This window comes from Xylocopilactobacillus apis (assembly GCF_033095965.1).
Taxonomy (GTDB): Bacteria; Bacillota; Bacilli; order Lactobacillales; family Lactobacillaceae; genus Xylocopilactobacillus; species Xylocopilactobacillus apis.
In genome coordinates, this window is sequence record NZ_AP026801.1 from 1,454,995 (window position 1) to 1,471,856 (window position 16,862).

Here is a 16,862-nt window from a genome sequence, read left to right on the forward strand (position 1 = left end):
CCTTATTCTTTTACTACCGTTATTTTAGATTTTGAAATTGTTGAAACCAATTCTAAAAATTGTTAATAACCATTAGTTTTGCTTATCAATTTTTTGACAGCAAAAAAGCCCCCGATGCCTTAGCACTAGGAGCTTAATTTTTATTTAGGATTAATGACCAAATGCTGATTAACAAAAGCCTCAATTCCCAAAGCACTTAACTCTCGACCATACCCAGAGTTCTTGATTCCGCCAAACGGCATATCAGGAGTTGATGACCATCCGGCGTTAATAAATGACATGCCGGTTTCAATTTGGGCTGCCACTTGATCAGCATGTTCAAGATTACTTGAAAATACTGTACCCCCTAACCCATAGCTAGAATTGTTGGCTAATTGAATTGCTTCAGCTTCGTCTTTAACTCGGTAAACAGAAGCAACTGGGCCAAATAATTCTTAGTTAAAGATCGGGTTATCATGATCGATGTCCGTTAAAATGGTTGGCATGAAAAATTGTCCCGGCAAATCAATAGGTTCATTGCCATAATAGACCTTTGCTCCTCCTTTAATTGCTGAATCCACCTGGGATTGGAGCTTTTCTTTGGCACTTTTAGAAGAAAGCGGTGCTAACGTTGTTGCTGGATCCATCGGATCACCCATTTTTACTTTCGAAAAGGCATCCTTCAACATTTCCAAAAATTGATCATACAGCGAATCCATTACAATAAACCGTTTTGAAGAAGTACAGACTTGTCCAGCATTGTATAAACGAGCTTGCGGAGCAACTTTCTTTACATCTTCCCAATTAGCATCATCTAGGATAATAAATGCGTCATTGCCGCCTAATTCTAACGTAGATTTCTTCAAAGCTTTACCAGCAGTTGAAGCAATTGAGGTTCCCGCGCGTTCAGAGCCTGTTAAGCAAACCCCTGCAACCCGTGGATCGTTAATCGCTGATGCCACTTGATCATAATTTAAGAACAAATTTGCTAATGTTCCAGCTGGAGCACCAGATTCTTCAACAAGTTCCGCAAACATTTTAACAGACATTGGACAAATTGAAGCTGTCTTCAAAATCATCGGGTTTCCGACCATGATGTTAGGAGCCAAAACTCGCATTACTTGATAAAGCGGAAAGTTCCAAGGTTCTACTGCAACAATCACGCCAGTAGCTTGCTTTAAATAATAAGCGTCTCCTAATTTAGTATCCAATTTTACAGGTTTTAATAATTCTGCCCCATGTTCTGCATAATATTCAGCAATCCAGATACATAAATCGACTTCTCCTTCTGATTCGGTCAAAAGCTTACCCATATCGTAAGTCATCGCTTTTGCCAAATCTTCGCGTTTTGTCTTCATCAAATCTGCGATGTTTTGTAAAATTTTGCTGCGGCTCTTTGGTTCTTCTTCACGCCACTCTTGATATAACCGATGACCAACTGTAATTGCCTTATTTAGGTCTTCATCAGTTGCGTTTTTGTATTCCTTTATAATTTCATTGCTATAAGGATAAATTGTTTTATATGCCATTGTTTTTCCTCCAATGTAAAAAATTGACTAGAATTTGTATCTATGATCGTTATTCAATATCAGTAGATGCTGCCATGTCTGTTTCAGACTGGTATTCATGTAATCTATCTGTTAAACGCAAAATTGTCTCTCGTAATGCTTTTGAACCAAGGACAACATGCAAAGGAGCCGGGGTTTGATCTACGGTTTCAATAATCCGACTCGCCATTTTAGAAGGATCGCCAGGTGCTAAACCATTTGCTGGATCAAGCATTTTAAGAAAATCATGAGTCGGAGTTTGGTCATATTCAGGCATTAAATTAGCAACATGAGCACTGCCGTAACGAAATTCAGTTCTTGCACCACCTGGTTCTATAATTGTTACACCAATGTTAAACGGTTTCAACTCCTGGGCAACTGCTTCACAAAAACCTTCAATCCCAAATTTGGTTGCATGATACATTGAATTACCCGGGTAAGCAACCTGACCGCCATATGATGAAATTTGAATAATACGGCCATGACCCTGCTTACGAAGATATGGAATAAATGAACGAATCATCTGAATAGAACCCGTTAAATTAGTTGCTAAAATTAAATTAACATCATCGTCACTTAATTCCTCGGCAGCTCCAAAAAGTCCATATCCGGCATTGTTAATTAAAACATCAATTTGTTTGTGTTTTGAAAATGCATCTTTCACTACTTGATGAATTTCATCAAGATTAGTGACATCAAGATGAGAGACATCCAATGTATCAGGAAAATTTTCTTGTAAATCTCTAATGTCTTTGTTGTCCTTACGAACGGTTCCAATTACTGTATCTCCGTTTGCAAGCAGCTGTTCTGTTAAAGCTTTACCAAACCCACTGCTGATTCCTGTAATTAACCATGTCTTACTCATTGTAGTTCCTCCACTAAGTTTATTATGGAAATATCGTAAAACTTCTTAATCCGGGAACCAATTTTAAAATCAAAATTTATTAATAAGATTTTCTTATCATCAATCAAATTGTTGTTTTAAAAGTTCGGCAAAGGTTTCAATATAATAGCCAGAGTTATCCTTTTTCCAATATGCATAATACTTTTGGTGAAGAGGTGTATTCCCGTTATACAAAGGCAAAACTCGATTAATTTGATGATCTATTTGACGGGCTGTTCGACTATTAGCAACTAAATATCCTTGATTAGCAGCCACTAAAAGCTGAGCTTCATCAAAAGTTTTAGCAACTTTAAATTGACTTTTTATTCCCAAGACTTCTTGATAATATTTTTCATCTTCAGATCGTTGTGGTGGATCAACAATTAAAATACATGGTAAATTACGTAATTCTGCAGCATCAATTTGGAGCTGATCTTTTGGAACAATTTCCTTAGCTACAATCGCAATAAAGTCAGTTTCGGTTAAAAATTCATTATTATACTCATCTGATAGTGCTCGACGTTGATCAGAAAAATTTAAATCAATCTGATCACTTCGTAGCAGTCCAAATAAAGTCTCATGCATCCCATTGGTAATTTGAACATTAACTTCTGGATATTGTTTTGAAAATTGAGCAACTGCCTGCAAAAATTCCTGTACCCCAAAGTTAACTAAGTAACCAAGTCTCAAAATATACGCATCTTTTTGGTGCTCTGCTAATCTTTGAGTCGAAACAACTACTCGATCAACATTGCGAACAATTTCTTGTGCTTCTTGATAAAAGTATTTCCCAGCTTCAGTCAGTTCAAAACTCCGACCTTTACGTTCAATTAATTTTGTCCCGATTGTATTCTCAAGTTCTTTAATTTGTTGAGAAATAGCTGATTGTGAAATATTGCATTCTTCAGCAGCACGCGTAAAGTTATGATGCTGAACTACTGAAATAAAATACTTCATTTGTTGAAACATAATTGATGCTTCCCTTTCTAAAAAAATCTCAATCTAACTTATAAACAATGGTTCCTGTTAAAAAATGGTCAATTGCTTTAAAAATCTCATTTGTTTGATCATGTTTTGGTGGGGATCAGACGTGATTAGTTTACGGTATTGGAGCCGTTTATTGACTATCACGCTAAAAATTATCAAAACTAATCCCGCAGCTATAGCCATTTTTCCATCCTCCTTAACCTTTAACCACTTCCTGAACTATTTTTAAAAAAGCATCAGCCGCATTAGATAAAGTACGATTTTTTCGCCAAACAAAATTAATCTCTGTACTTAATGCAGGACTTAGAGGTCGAAAAACTAAATTTGGAATATCAACAACTCTAATTAAGCGATCTATACAGTAAACCATCCCCACGTCTTCTTCCACCATCACTGCTGCGTTGAACAATAAATTATAAGTTCCAATAATTTGTTCCGCCGGAATCGGATGACCAAACCAATTTTCGATTTGACTAAAATTATAGTTTTGACGCGGAAAAATTGCTGGCATCTGTTCAACGTCTTGAGCTGTGATAACTTTTTTAGTGCTCAAAGGATTGGTCGGATGCATTAAGATCCCCCAAGTATCTTTAGAATCCATTGAAATAAAATTATAACCAGCAGTATTGGTTGGATCTATTAGTAAAGCAAAATCTAAAAATCCTGATTTTATCTTATAACGTAATTCGTCGCCGCTGCCGCTATAGAGATGAATATGAGTTTCTGGATAACGGGAACGCATTAATTTAATTGCCTTCGCAATTGGATGCATGGCTTGAGTTTCTCCGCAACCCAAATAAATATCCCCGCTGATTGACTTTTGATCGTTTAAATCATTTTTAGTTTTGGTAACCATACTTAGAATTTCTCTGGCCCGCTGTAAAAGATAGGTCCCATCATCAGTTAAGCTAAGCTGCCGACTGCCTCTGTCGGCTAACTTAACTCCTAATTCATTTTCCAGCGACTGTAGATGACGTGATAAGGCAGGTTGAGAAATATGAAGATTCTTAGCGGCTTTTGTAATGTTTCCGGTCTCTGCAATCATGACAAAATTTTGTAATTCTTCTAGCTCCATTTGTCTGTCCTTTTTTCTATGCTCTATAAGCATTGTTACTAATCAGATATTAGTATTTTACATTGTTTAACATCAACCATAAACTTTTTATTAGAAAGTAGGTGAATAAATGACAATTAAAGATAAAGTTGTCGTCATTACTGGTGCTTCAAGCGGCATTGGCGCTGCTAGTGCGAAATTATTATTAAAAAGTGGTGCTCACTTAGTTTTAGGCGCCCGTCGTACTGAACGGCTTCAATTATTAACTGAAGGTTTTGAAAAACAGGCAATTTTTCAAAAAACTGACGTGCGTGAACAAAATTCAGTTCAAAGTTTAATTGATTTAGCAGTAAATACTTTTGGCCGAATTGACGTGCTTTTCAATAATGCAGGAATTATGCCCATTGCCAATTTAAGTGCTAATCATCATGACGAGTGGGAATCAATGATTCAAACCAATGTGATGGGCGTATTAAATGGGATCTCTGCTGTAATTCCTGTTATGCATAAACAAGGATCAGGACAGATTATAACAACTGATTCAGTAGCAGGTCATGTTGTATTTCCTGGTTATGCCGTTTATTGCGGGACAAAATTTGCTGTTCGCGCAATCATGGACGGTTTAAGAAAAGAAGAACATTCTAACGGCATTAAAACTACTATTATTTCTCCAGGCGCTTCTGATACTGAACTATATCGCAGTAATCCAGATCCAGTGATGGCCAATGGTTTAATTGAATCATGGCACGAAAATGACGATAGTTCACTTAAACCTGAAGATGTCGCAGAAGCTCTGCTATACGCCATTGATACTCCTCAACATGTTAATGTTAATGAAATTTTAGTAAGACCTTTGGGTCAAGGAGATTAAAATGAAAACAATTTTAATTTTAGGGGCAAACGGAGCAACCGCTCAAATTGTTACCCAACGATTATTAGAGGAAACCTCTTACAATCTTAAATTGTATTTACGTAACTCTACTCGTTTATCAAAATATCAGACTCAACCAAAAATTTCGATCATTGACGGAGATGTCCAAGATCGTTCGACTTTACAACGGGCAATGAGGAATGTTGATCTAGTTTATTCTAACATTGGGGGCATTGATTTGGCTGCCTCAACTAAACAAATACTTGAATCAATGAAAGAATCTGATTGTAATCGCTTGTTATTTTATAGTGCACTTGGTGCTTTATATGAGGTTCCTGGTAAATTTGGTACTTGGAATGAACAGGCAATCGCCCCCTATTTACCAGGATTTCGTGAGTCCCACGAACTCATTGAAAACGAAGATCAAATCAATACTACTGAATTTAGACCGGCTTGGCTGACAGATAAAGATGAGATCAATTACGAGATTACTTCAAGAAATGAACATTTTAAAGGTACCGAAGTATCACGTAAAAGCGTGGCTGATTTTGTAGTCAAACTAATTAAGGATCCAACCCTTTACCCAAATACCAGCGTTGGAATTAATAAACCCGGTACTGATGGGGATCACCCATCATGGTTAAATTAATGGAACAATTTATTGATGTTTTTGCTCATGTTCTGCCGCCGCTTTTTAAGAATAAAATGTTAGAAATTGTGCCGGATGCACTTAAAGAAAACGCCTGGATGGAACATCCGCTTTTGTCCAATTTACAAAAACGGGTAGATACCATTGCAAAAGGCCATCAAGAAATTATTTCAGTAGTTAACTTAAATCCCGAAGATTATGTTGGACCAGCTGAATCATTAAATTTATGCCGCCAAGCTAATACCGAGTTAAAAAGCATAGTTAGTCAGTACCAAGAATATTTTCCACAAGCAGTGGCGATGATTCCAATGAATAATATTGATGGCGCATGTCAAATAATTGAAGAAGATGTTGCTAAAGATTCGACTTTTGCGGGTATTCAATTATTTACTCGCGCTTTGGGTCATTCCATCACCAACCCTGCTTATCAGCCAATTTTTGAGTTAATGAATCAAATTAACAAACCAATTTGGCTTCACCCGGTGTTTGATAAACGAAAACCTGACAATAATGTAACTTTTAGTTGGGAATATGAGTTAACCATTGCGATGAACTCAATCGTGCAGGCTCAATATTTTGAACAATATCCTAATTTAAAAATTATTGTTCATCACGCAGGCGCGATGGTTCCTTTTTTTGCCGAAAGAATTCGTTACACCCAAAACGAACAGAATTATCAAGATTTCAAAAAATTCTTTGTTGACACTGCTCTTTTAGGTAATCCCAAAGCTTTGGAACTAACGGTTGATTTCTTTGGCATTGACCATGTTTTATTCGGCACCGATGCACCACTCGGGATTCCGCCAATTGGCGCAACCAAAACCATTGAAGATGCTCTAACGCAGACAAACTTAAAAGAAAATGATTTAGAAAAGATTTTTCATCAAAATTGGAAGCAAATGCAGAAAGGAATAACTAATGAATAATATCGAAGCTGATTTTCAAGAAGTCATCTCTTCTTGGGTAAAAGACGTCGACACTCATTGTGCAGTACATCTTAAAAACGATCGGTTCCTCATCCCTTTAATTGCCGGAACGGTTCAAGGTGTTACTACCTCAATCAAAGAACAAACTAAAAAAACTCTGGCAGCTGGGATTAAACCGGAAGTAATTGTCGAAGTAATTTATCAGCTCGCTCCAGGGACTGGAATTTTAAGAGTTCAAAAATCTTTAATCGAAGTCCAAAAGGCTTTCGATGAAGAAAACATTGAATTAAAAAAAATAACTATTGATGAAGATCCTGAATTTGGCGCCAAAGTCCAAGCCAAAATTTATGGAACTGAAATCAAAAACCTCCTTCATGATTTACCAGATCAGTCAGGCAATTTTATTCCTGAAGCCTTAACAGAACATTTCTTTAACGATTTTTACGGTCGAGAAGCTTTATCAGTCAAAGACCGGGAACGCTACGGCTTACTAGGACTAATTGCTTTAAATGTCGATTTTCAAATCAAAGCCCACGCTCGGGGCAGTCTTAAGGCTGGAAACTCTGAAAGTGAACTGATATGGTCGGTTATTCAACTTCTGCCTTATGTTGGATTCCCTTTTGTAGTCAACAGCGCCCAAGTAATTCACAAATCTGCTGTTGAGTTAGGAGAAACAAAATGAAATATACCAAATTAGGCCATAGTGGTCTCGATGTCTCAAGAATTTGTCTAGGAACAATGGGGTTTGGCCGACCTGAATCGGGCATGTTCCCTTGGGCGATCGATCAACAAAAAAGTGAAGCAGTAGTCGCTAAAGCATTAGATCTCGGAATCAACTTTTTTGATACAGCTAATATCTATTCTCATGGTGACAGCGAAGAATATCTCGGAAATGCTCTTAATAAATTAGCTAAACGAGACCAAATCGTTGTCGCTACGAAGGTCTTCTACACACCTGGTAATGAACCGAACCAACACGGCCTTTCCCGTAAGGCAATCATGTATCAGATTGACCAAAGTTTAAAGCGGCTAAAAATGGATTATGTTGACCTATACATTATTCATCGTTGGGATTATAACACTCCAATCGAAGAAACAATGGAAGCGCTACATGATTTAGTTAAAACCGGAAAAGTTCGTTACTTAGGTGCATCAGCGATGTTTGCTTGGCAGTTAGAACAGGCGCAAAACGTTGCTGAAAAACACAATTGGACTAAATTTATTTCGATGCAGAACCACTATAACCTCCTTTACCGCGAGGAAGAACGGGAAATGATTCCATATTGTCAAGATCAGGACATTGCGTTAACCCCCTACAGTCCTTTAGCATCCGGGCGCTTAACCCGTCAATGGAGTGGTGATACTTTAAGATATCAAACTGATACCGTTGCAAAGGGCAAATACGATGCCGATAAAGAGCTTGATTTACCAATTGTCAAAAGGGTCGGCGAAATTGCCGCTAAGTACAATGTCCCTCAAGTTCAAGTTGCCCTCGCTTGGCTTTTACATCAACCTCAGATGGCTGCTCCGATCATGGGAGCAACTAACCCAGATCATCTCGCTAGTGCGGCTAAAGCAGTTGATCTGAAATTAACAGCAGATGATTTAAATTATCTTGCTGAACCATATCAGACGCATCGATTAGTTGGGCCGCTAACCCCAACGACCAAGACTTTACAAGATAAAAGGAGAAGATAAAATGGCAAAAAAACAAACTGCAGGACGCGAACAATTAGGAGATTTTGCTCCTAAATTTGCTGAATTAAATGATGATGTGTTATTTGGAGAAGTGTGGTCAAGAGAAGATAAATTATCTGCTCGTGACCGAAGCATGATCACTTGTGCGAGCTTAATGTCTCAAGGACTTTCCCCTCAACTAGAAGCTCATATGAAGATTGCAAAGGAAAACGGGGTCACCAAAGACGAAATGGTTGAATTAATCACCCATTTATCTTTTTACGCCGGTTGGCCGAAAGCGTGGTCAGCATTTAGTTTGGCTAAAGAGATTTTTAAAGATTAAGCGTTGAAAACACAGAATTTTTTCTGCGTTTTTTATTACTAATAAGTAAAACTAATAAATAAACCCCTTTTTTGAATTGGTTATTTGAAAATGTATAAATAAAATTAAGACTATTATCTTTAGTTTTAATGGCAAATATTAACCAAATAATCAAAAAACAGGAGTTCAAAAATGAATCAAAAAATTGGAATTATCGCTGCAATTGTGGGAGTTTGTGCAGTAATCATCGGCTGGAATATCTATCAGCACCAACAAGCTCGGCCTCAAACACAATCGATCTCAAAAAGCAGTTCTAATAGCTCAAACAGCTCGAGCAGTTCTGCCAGTCAAACAAGCAAAAAAACACCGACCGAAAGCAACAAACCTTTGATCGTCTTCTTTTCTCGGACCGGTCAAAATTATGGCGGATCAAACCTTAAAATTGGTAATACTCATCGAATTGCTAATTTTATTGCTGAAAGAACCGGCGGTGATCTTTATGAAATAGTACCTGCCAAAGATTACCCAAAAACTTATGATGCTACCACTGCTCAGGCTCAAAAAGAACAACAGAGCAATGATCGGCCGAAAATTAAAAATAAGATGCCGGATGTTTCAAAATATGAAACGATTTTTATCGGATATCCAATTTGGTGGAGTGAACCACCAATGATTGTTCTTACATTTCTCGAACAAGTTGATCTAAAAAACAAAAAGGTGGTCCCTTTTGATACAAATGCTGGGTCAGGTTTTGGCGACAGCATTGAAATCTTGAAGAAGGCTGCTCCAAAGTCAAAATTCCTTGAAGGATTTGAGATCGCTGGGTCTGAAGCAGCCGGGGCTAAAAACAAAGTCAATTCTTGGCTGAAATCAATTGGTTACTAAAATGAAATTTTCACAAAAAACTGCAGTTTATCTTGCAGTCTTTTGCTTTCCCTTACCTTTAATTTTCTTGTTCAACCAAGCAATAACCGGTAACTTTTTAAATTTCATTTATTATGACGCAGGAATTACTGCCTATTGCTGGTGGTTATCTGCAACTTTTCTTTCGACCAGACCAAATTGGCTGGTTCAAAGAATGAGTATGCCATCTCTTTATTTTTTGCATGGAATATTAGGAGTTGGTTCACTCGCTCTCGCTTTTTTACATCGTCATAATTTAATTACAATGGGGCAGCTAATCCATTTAACCGGTGACTGGGCATGGTATCTTAGTCTTGGCAGTATGATTTATGCAGTTATTTTTCTTTCCGGCTGGTTAGTTGACCGTTTTAGAATTATTGCAAAGTTAAAAAGATTCCTTGAACATGTTTTCAAACATCAGATTACCATCTGGCTTCATCGATTAAACCTCATTGCCATTATCTTAATTTGGCTGCACGTCCATTTAATCGGCCGAATCAATGCTCACTTTGTATTTATGACATTGTTTGATCTCTACACTTTCGGCATTTTAGGCTGGTATTTATGGAATCTTTTATTTCCTAAACAAACTAAAGCAATTGTTACTAAAAAGGCATGGCTTAATGAAACGACGTTTCAGCTAAATTTAAAATTAGAAAAACCCTTTAAAAATTATCAAGCTGGCGATTTTTACTTTTTAAAAAGTAAGACGGTTAAAGAAGCGCGACCATTTTCGGTGACTGAACCCAGTAATGATAAAGGTAAAGTATTATTTACCATCCGCGTTCTTGGCGATGACACGAAGAAATTGTCTCAATTAAATCTACAAGATCAAGTTGAATTAGAAGGTCCGTTCGGGCATTTTGCACCGACAATTAAAAGGCATCCGAATATAAAAATGGTTTTCATTGGAATGGGAACCGGCATCTCACCTCTTTTAAGTCTTGCTCAAAAGTTTAATTATACTCATCCCATCAAAATTCTTTGGTGCGTTCATCAAAAGTCCGATTTGTACTACGATGAAGAACTCACCAAAATGACTAACAATAATCTTATCTACCATCATCAGATCGGTCATTTTAATCTTGAACAATTAAATAAATTAATTAGTCATTCTGAATTTGACCAGGCGTTATTTGTAATTGTCGGTCCCAGTACTGGTGTTTTAAGCACTCGTAAAATTCTTAGTAAAAAAGGCGTAGCTCGTGATCATATTCTCGATGAGAGAATCACCATGTAGAGGAGAAAAAATGTATCTTTTTCAAAGAATTGAAGAAGCAGTCTTCAATGAAAATGATTCTAAAGAACAATTAGTGAATGTATCTTAAACAATTGCAATCAACTTAATCAATTTATAAATATCCAACTTAACTTAATAATTTGCAGTGATTTATTTTTATTAAATTTTTCATCATGCTTCTAGAGACTTTCTTTACCTATCTTAACAATTGAATTGCAAATAAATAAAGCATATGATATAGTCTCGGTTAAGTGAATAAATATCAATAAGCGAATGTTACTGGTAATGCAGGCAAGACTTAGTCAGGACTCTATTTAGTTTAGAGTTTTTACTAAATTTTACCTGTTTTTTTATTAAGGATTACATGTTTAAGATTACAAAAGTACTCAATGTTAATGTTGTAATGGTCAAAGAAAACGATCAGGAATTTATAGTTTTTGGAAAAGGGATCGGTTACCACCAGAAAGTAAATAATCTTATCTCGCCTGAACAAATCTCCAAAAAATTCATTTCAATCGACGATAGTCGAAAAAAGGAAATGATTGAATCATTAAATAAAATTCCTCCCGTTTATATTGATGTCACGGCAAAAATCGTTGACTATGCTGAAAAAAAATTAGATGAAACGTTAATAAGCAGTGTTTATTATTCTTTAACTGATCATCTTTATTTTGCAGTCGCTCGTTACAACACAAAACAGGTCTTAGGTAATCGAATTTATTGGGAAGTTAAAACCTATTATCCTGAAATGTTTGAAATCGGTAATTACGGCCTATCTGTTGTAAAAGAGCTGCTTAAAATTGAACTGCCGAGAGAAGAAGCTGCAAATATTGCATTTCATATTATTAACAACACCAGTAAATCCTCAGTCAAGACAAACGTGATTGAAGCAACTCAATTAGTTGATAATATGCTGCAAATTCTGCGCGTTTTAACCAAAGGAAGTCTTAATGATAATGGTCTAAATTATGAGCGCTTCATTACCCATTTAAAATTTTTTGCTGAACGCTATTTAAGCAATAAGATGCTTTCAGATGATAATAATTTATTAAAAATGGCATATGAGCTCTATCCAGATGCTTCTAAAATGGCACTGAAGATTCAAAAAACAGTTGAAACAATCTATGACCGTAAAATTACCAATGAAGAAATTGCTTATCTGATTATTCATATTCACCGAGTTTTAACCCATTAAAGGAGAAAAAAATGAGCTCAAACAAAGAAGTTACCGACAAAATTATGGAGTACGTCGGCGGTGTACATAACGTAACTAATTTATACCATTGTGCAACCCGTCTTCGCTTTAATTTAATTGACAAAAGCAAATTTAATATTCCCGCGTTAGAGAAAATGCCTGAGGTATTAAGCGCTGTAGATTCAGGTGAAGAAGCTCAGATCGTCATTGGGGGAAATGTTGGAAGTTACTATCAAGAAATTATGAAAAATTATCATATTCAGGATAATAACGAAAATAATTCTAATGAAGATAGAAAAGAAACTAACATTTTTAAAAGAGTCTTAAACGCAATTGTGAGCATTATGTCACCAATTATTGTGGTCTTAATTGCCGGCGGAATGTTCAAAGTTCTTTTAGCAATTTTCACTTTATTTGGAATGAATAAGCAAAGCACAAATTACCAAATATTGAATTTCATGGCAGATGCAGCTTTTTATTTCCTGCCATTTATGTTAGCAAGCAGCGCCGCCAAAAGATTTCGTACCAACCAATATTTAGCGATGATGATGGCAGGAGTAATGCTGCATCCCGCCTTTTCTGCGATGATCGCTGCTAAAAATCCGATTTCATTATTTGGAGCACCGATTAGGCTTGTTTCTTATGGCAGCAGCGTTATCCCGATTATCTTGGTAGTTTGGTTTATGAGTTATGTAGATCGTTTTGCAGAAAAATTTATTCCAAATGTAGTTAAAACCATTTTAAAGCCATTATTGATTGTGGTAATAACAGCACCTGTTGCTTTAATTATTATCGGACCAATTGGTTCATGGCTCGGTGACGGATTATTTGCAATTATTAACTTCCTTGATAAGTACTCACCTTGGCTAATTCCTTTATTAATTGGAACTTTTAATCCTTTAATGGTAATGGTCGGAATGCATATTTCTCTTTTACCTCTATCAACCGCATCTTTTACTAAGTATGGATATGAAAGCATTTCTGGTCCCGGGTCATTAGCAAGTAATTTGGCTCAAGCTGGTGCTGCTTTGGCTGTATCGCTTAGAGAAAAAAATCTTAAGGCTCGTGAAGTCGCTGTTTCTGCAACTATTACTGCTTTTTCAGGAATTACCGAACCTGCTCTTTATGGGATAACTTTGAAATATAAACGAGTTTTAGCTAGTGTAATGACTGCCGGAGGTATTGCTGGTTTATACGCCGGAATTACCAAAGTTGTTCGTTACTCATTTGGTGCTCCCGGAATCTTTACGCTGCCGATTTTTATCGGTAAAAACCCTAACAACTTCATCAATGCTTGTATAACTGGTGTAATTGCTGTCGTACTTTCATTTGTTTTTACTTATTTCTTCGGTGTTGTAAATACTCCTGTTAAAACAAATGAACCTAAAAAGATAAAAAATGTCATTGACGGAAAAGTAATTCCTTTATCCGAAGTTAATGATCAAGTATTTGCGAGTGGAAGTTTAGGAAGCGGCGTCGCAATTGAACCCAACGGTAATACAATTGTTGCACCAGTTGATTCCACTGTTACCATGGTTTATCCAACCGGACATGCAATTGGGTTAACCGATGATAATGGACAGGAATTTCTAATTCATGTGGGCATCGATACCGTTAAGTTAAAAGGAAAAGGATTTAACACTTTAGTAAAACAAGATCAACGTGTTAATTCTGGAGACCCATTGATAAATGTCGACTTTGACTTAATTCGCAATGAAGGATTTGATCCGACTGTAATTTTAGCTGCTCTTAATACCAAAGATGATCAGATTGAAATAAACGATCAACAAGTTTTTATCACTGAAATTAATTCTTCAGACAAATAACTGATTTCTAATAAAAAGGTCATGACCAATAAAAAGTCATGACTTTTTTATATTTATAGAACGCTTATTCCTTAATATTGGTCAAAGTATCACTCACTTGATTTTCAACTTTTTTTGCACTTTTACCGCCAAATTGAAGATAAAAAGTTTCGAAATTTTTTGAACCTTTAGGCGCAGGGATTCATTTTCTCCTTCATAAATTCCAAAACTCATTTCCTTAAGTATTTTAGACGCTCATATTTTTGTCCCGGAGCAATATATTCAAGAATATGACAAGATCGCTCCTGGGTTGAATCATAGAAATTTCTTGTTAATCGAAAGGAGAATCTCATGAGTTAAAAATATAATAAATTAGCTCATGATATCGTTGACAAATTAGTCGGAAAATCAAACATCACTGATGCCCACTGTCCGCTTCAAAGTCAGCGACCTGATAAAATCGACGTTAAAGAATTAGAATCACTCGATGGCGTAGTTAGATATATTGTAAATGCGGGATTATATCAAGTGGTAATTGGAACTAATATTGCTAAAGTATTTGAAGAGGTTGAGAAAATCGTTGATCTTAAATTGAGTGATTACTCAACAAATGAAAAAAACAACTTTTTTGACAAAATTATTGACTTTGTAGGTGGCGTTTTCCAACCCGTCATTCCTGCCTTATCAGGCGCTGGAATGGTTAAAGCAGTCTTAATGGTATTTAATGTTATTTCTACTAAATCGCAAACATAAACGCTTTTAAATATATTTGCCGATGGCGTCTTTTATTTCTTACCAATGTTACTGGCATTCACTGAAGCTCAAAAGTTAAAAAGCAATCAAAATTTAGCTGTCCCAGTTACAGCGATCATGCTGCATTCTACTTGGAGTAGTTTAGTATTAATAGCCAAACCGGTTCATTTCTTTGGCATAATTCCATTTACTCTTGCCAACTATTCAGGCTCTGTAATTCCAATCCTGTTAGTAGTTTTTGTTCAAGCTTACTTGGAAAGATTTTTAAATCGCATCATTCCAAAGTCCGTGAATCTAGTGTTCATACCAATGCTTACTTTCTTAATTATGGGAACTCTTTCCCTTTGGATTCTTACCAAAAGATTCTCTTTTGATTAGCCCTGCTAAAGGCGAAGTGATCCCTTTAAATGAAGTTAAAGACGAAGCATTTGCAACTGCCTCATTAGGGGAAGGATTTGCAGTTGAACCAATTGACGGGAAAATCGTTGTTCCTTGTGCTGGTAAAATTTTATTTATTGCACCGAGTAAACACGCGATCGGAATCCAATCAGATGATGGACTAGAAATATTAATTCACATTGGCTTAGATACCATTGAATTAAACGGCAAATATTTCAACTCTGAAGTTACATCGGGTGATGTTGTAAAACAAGGTCAACAGTTAATGGACATCGACTTTGACAAAATCAAAGAAGCTGGATACGTGACACAAATTATCTAATATTGATCTTTTGCCCTTTGGAAGTGACCGCTTAAAAGTCAGTCAGGGAGAACTTGAAATGTTGGATTGGCAGGACGACCACTATTATCCCGCTAAACAAGCAATTGACATGTATCATCACTATTTATCAGATATCAAATTATTTGCGGAAATGGGACTAAAAATGTACCGGATGTCGATTTCTTGGAGTCGCATTTTCCCTAATGGCGATGATGAAAAACCCAATGAAAAAGGGCTCAAATTTTACGAAGATATTTTCAAGGAACTGCGTAAATACCAGATTGAACCAATGGTCACCCTCGCCCATTTCGATATCCCCGTCCATTTAATTAAGAAGTATGGCGGCTGGCGAGATCGGCGCCTAATTGATTTTTATACCAATTACACCAAAACCGTCATAGAACGTTACAAAGGACTTGTGAAATATTGGCTGACTTTTAACGAGATCAATATTTTACTGCATCAGCCTTTTGTCGGCGGTGGAATTGTATTTCGAACCGATGACAACAAAAAAGAAGTTAAATACCAGGCAGCTCGTCATCAATTAGTTGCCAGTGCGTTAACTACCAAAATAGCACACGAAATTAATCCTAATAATCAGGTTGGCTGCATGCTCGCTGGCGGCAGTCACTATCCTTATACTTGTCGACCAGAAGACTATCAGGAAATGATCAGACGGGACCGTGAAGGCTATTTCTTCATTGATGTCCAAGCTCGTGGAGTCTACCCTAATTATGCCCTTAAGAAATTTGAACAAGAAAATCTTAAAATCCAAATGGATTCAGATGACAAAGAAATTTTAGCTGATAATCCAGTAGACTTTATTACATTTTCTTATTACTGTTCCAGGACGGTTAGTGCTCATCCTGAAGATTACGAAAGTGCAACCGGCAATATTTTCCCTTCAATTAAAAATAAGTACCTGCCATCAACTGAATGGGGTGGCAAATCGATTCCTTGGGGCTTAGGAATTCACTTAATCAGTTATATGACCGCTATCAAAAACCAATTTTTATTGTCGAAAATGGACTCGGAGCAGTCGATAATCCGGATGAAAATAATTATGTCGCTGACGACTATCGAATTGATTATCTAAAGCAACATATTAAAACTATGATGGACGCAATCGAAATTGACGGCGTTGATCTAAGAGGATACCTCACTTGGAGTGCAATTGATCTAGTTGCAGCAAGTACTGGTCAGATGAGTAAGCGCTATGGTTATGTTTACGTTGACTGTGATGATGAAGGACATGGGAGTCTAAAGCGATATCCCAAGAAATCTTTCTATTGGTATCAAAAGGTCATCGCCTCAAATGGTGAAAATTTATAAATAAAAAAAGTTTTAGCT

General features: G+C 36.5%; 16 protein-coding genes and 2 pseudogenes. 14 read left to right on the forward strand and 4 right to left on the reverse strand.

Annotation, left to right across the window (positions count from 1 at the left end):
* Positions 1–140: 140 nt before the first annotated feature.
* The 4 genes and pseudogenes from R8749_RS06925 to R8749_RS06940 form a co-directional block, all read right to left on the reverse strand.
* Positions 141–1,508 (reverse strand): annotated as a pseudogene (locus R8749_RS06925) (NAD-dependent succinate-semialdehyde dehydrogenase).
* 49 nt (positions 1,509–1,557) lie between these two features.
* Complete coding sequence (locus tag R8749_RS06930; protein WP_317695328.1) at positions 1,558–2,391, reverse strand: SDR family oxidoreductase; 834 nt, start codon at positions 2,389–2,391, stop codon at positions 1,558–1,560.
* A 99-nt stretch (positions 2,392–2,490) separates the two neighbouring features.
* Positions 2,491–3,378, reverse strand: a complete 888-nt coding sequence (locus R8749_RS06935) for a LysR family transcriptional regulator (RefSeq protein WP_317695330.1) — start codon at positions 3,376–3,378, stop codon at positions 2,491–2,493.
* A 214-nt stretch (positions 3,379–3,592) separates the two neighbouring features.
* Positions 3,593–4,471: a LysR family transcriptional regulator gene (locus tag R8749_RS06940; protein ID WP_317695332.1), complete on the reverse strand. Its 879-nt coding sequence runs from the start codon at positions 4,469–4,471 to the stop codon at positions 3,593–3,595.
* A 109-nt stretch (positions 4,472–4,580) separates the two neighbouring features.
* Here R8749_RS06940 and R8749_RS06945 point away from each other — a divergent pair, with 109 nt between their 5' ends.
* The 14 genes and pseudogenes from R8749_RS06945 to R8749_RS07010 form a co-directional block, all read left to right on the forward strand.
* Positions 4,581–5,321: an SDR family oxidoreductase gene (locus tag R8749_RS06945; protein ID WP_317695334.1), complete on the forward strand. Its 741-nt coding sequence runs from the start codon at positions 4,581–4,583 to the stop codon at positions 5,319–5,321.
* Between the two features lies 1 nt (position 5,322).
* Positions 5,323–5,970, forward strand: coding sequence for an NAD(P)H-binding protein (locus R8749_RS06950; protein ID WP_317695336.1), 648 nt, complete (start codon positions 5,323–5,325; stop codon positions 5,968–5,970).
* On the forward strand, positions 5,958–6,896 hold the full coding sequence (locus tag R8749_RS06955) for an amidohydrolase family protein (RefSeq protein ID WP_317695339.1): 939 nt from the start codon (positions 5,958–5,960) through the stop codon (positions 6,894–6,896). Before R8749_RS06950 ends, R8749_RS06955 begins: the two co-directional genes overlap by 13 nt.
* On the forward strand, positions 6,889–7,578 hold the full coding sequence (locus R8749_RS06960; protein WP_317695341.1) for a carboxymuconolactone decarboxylase family protein: 690 nt from the start codon (positions 6,889–6,891) through the stop codon (positions 7,576–7,578). Before R8749_RS06955 ends, R8749_RS06960 begins: the two co-directional genes overlap by 8 nt.
* On the forward strand, positions 7,575–8,594 hold the full coding sequence (locus tag R8749_RS06965; RefSeq protein WP_317695344.1) for an aldo/keto reductase: 1,020 nt from the start codon (positions 7,575–7,577) through the stop codon (positions 8,592–8,594). The genes R8749_RS06960 and R8749_RS06965 overlap by 4 nt, the downstream gene beginning before the upstream one ends.
* A gap of 1 nt (position 8,595) precedes the next feature.
* The gene (locus tag R8749_RS06970; RefSeq protein WP_317695347.1) at positions 8,596–8,916 is read left to right on the forward strand and encodes a carboxymuconolactone decarboxylase family protein; all 321 of its coding nucleotides are present in this window, start codon (positions 8,596–8,598) and stop codon (positions 8,914–8,916) included.
* 171 nt (positions 8,917–9,087) lie between these two features.
* On the forward strand, positions 9,088–9,780 hold the full coding sequence (locus R8749_RS06975; protein ID WP_317695349.1) for a flavodoxin: 693 nt from the start codon (positions 9,088–9,090) through the stop codon (positions 9,778–9,780).
* Position 9,781: 1 nt separating this feature from the next.
* Entirely contained in the window at positions 9,782–11,038 is a 1,257-nt protein-coding gene (locus R8749_RS06980) for an FAD-binding oxidoreductase (RefSeq protein WP_317695351.1), read from the forward strand.
* 364 nt (positions 11,039–11,402) lie between these two features.
* Positions 11,403–12,233, forward strand: a complete 831-nt coding sequence (locus R8749_RS06985) for a PRD domain-containing protein (RefSeq protein ID WP_317695353.1) — start codon at positions 11,403–11,405, stop codon at positions 12,231–12,233.
* 11 nt (positions 12,234–12,244) lie between these two features.
* Positions 12,245–14,059 carry a beta-glucoside-specific PTS transporter subunit IIABC gene (locus tag R8749_RS06990; protein ID WP_317695355.1) on the forward strand — a complete coding sequence of 605 codons (1,815 nt, stop codon included), beginning with the start codon at positions 12,245–12,247 and terminating at the stop codon, positions 14,057–14,059.
* 507 nt (positions 14,060–14,566) lie between these two features.
* The gene (locus R8749_RS06995; RefSeq protein ID WP_317695358.1) at positions 14,567–14,791 is read left to right on the forward strand and encodes a hypothetical protein; all 225 of its coding nucleotides are present in this window, start codon (positions 14,567–14,569) and stop codon (positions 14,789–14,791) included.
* A gap of 45 nt (positions 14,792–14,836) precedes the next feature.
* Positions 14,837–15,169, forward strand: coding sequence for a PTS sugar transporter subunit IIABC family protein (locus R8749_RS07000; protein ID WP_317695359.1), 333 nt, complete (start codon positions 14,837–14,839; stop codon positions 15,167–15,169).
* A 16-nt stretch (positions 15,170–15,185) separates the two neighbouring features.
* Positions 15,186–15,512, forward strand: a complete 327-nt coding sequence (locus R8749_RS07005) for a PTS sugar transporter subunit IIA (protein WP_317698538.1) — start codon at positions 15,186–15,188, stop codon at positions 15,510–15,512.
* A pseudogene (locus tag R8749_RS07010) lies at positions 15,505–16,844 on the forward strand (6-phospho-beta-glucosidase); the annotation flags it as partial. The gene R8749_RS07005 and the pseudogene R8749_RS07010, both read left to right, overlap by 8 nt.
* Positions 16,845–16,862: the final 18 nt, after the last annotated feature.

Excerpts from the sequence above, each read along its gene's own strand:
- R8749_RS06930 (WP_317695328.1), bottom strand. The coding sequence starts at position 2,391 with ATGAGTAAGACATGGTTAATTACAGGAATCAGCAGTGGGTTTGGTAAA.
- R8749_RS06935 (WP_317695330.1), bottom strand. The coding sequence starts at position 3,378 with ATGTTTCAACAAATGAAGTATTTTATTTCAGTAGTTCAGCATCATAAC.
- R8749_RS06940 (WP_317695332.1), bottom strand. The coding sequence starts at position 4,471 with ATGGAGCTAGAAGAATTACAAAATTTTGTCATGATTGCAGAGACCGGA.
- R8749_RS06945 (WP_317695334.1), top strand. The coding sequence starts at position 4,581 with ATGACAATTAAAGATAAAGTTGTCGTCATTACTGGTGCTTCAAGCGGC.
- R8749_RS06950 (WP_317695336.1), top strand. The coding sequence starts at position 5,323 with ATGAAAACAATTTTAATTTTAGGGGCAAACGGAGCAACCGCTCAAATT.
- R8749_RS06955 (WP_317695339.1), top strand. The coding sequence starts at position 5,958 with ATGGTTAAATTAATGGAACAATTTATTGATGTTTTTGCTCATGTTCTG.
- R8749_RS06960 (WP_317695341.1), top strand. The coding sequence starts at position 6,889 with ATGAATAATATCGAAGCTGATTTTCAAGAAGTCATCTCTTCTTGGGTA.
- R8749_RS06965 (WP_317695344.1), top strand. The coding sequence starts at position 7,575 with ATGAAATATACCAAATTAGGCCATAGTGGTCTCGATGTCTCAAGAATT.
- R8749_RS06970 (WP_317695347.1), top strand. The coding sequence starts at position 8,596 with ATGGCAAAAAAACAAACTGCAGGACGCGAACAATTAGGAGATTTTGCT.
- R8749_RS06975 (WP_317695349.1), top strand. The coding sequence starts at position 9,088 with ATGAATCAAAAAATTGGAATTATCGCTGCAATTGTGGGAGTTTGTGCA.
- R8749_RS06980 (WP_317695351.1), top strand. The coding sequence starts at position 9,782 with ATGAAATTTTCACAAAAAACTGCAGTTTATCTTGCAGTCTTTTGCTTT.
- R8749_RS06985 (WP_317695353.1), top strand. The coding sequence starts at position 11,403 with ATGTTTAAGATTACAAAAGTACTCAATGTTAATGTTGTAATGGTCAAA.
- R8749_RS06990 (WP_317695355.1), top strand. The coding sequence starts at position 12,245 with ATGAGCTCAAACAAAGAAGTTACCGACAAAATTATGGAGTACGTCGGC.
- R8749_RS07000 (WP_317695359.1), top strand. The coding sequence starts at position 14,837 with ATGTTACTGGCATTCACTGAAGCTCAAAAGTTAAAAAGCAATCAAAAT.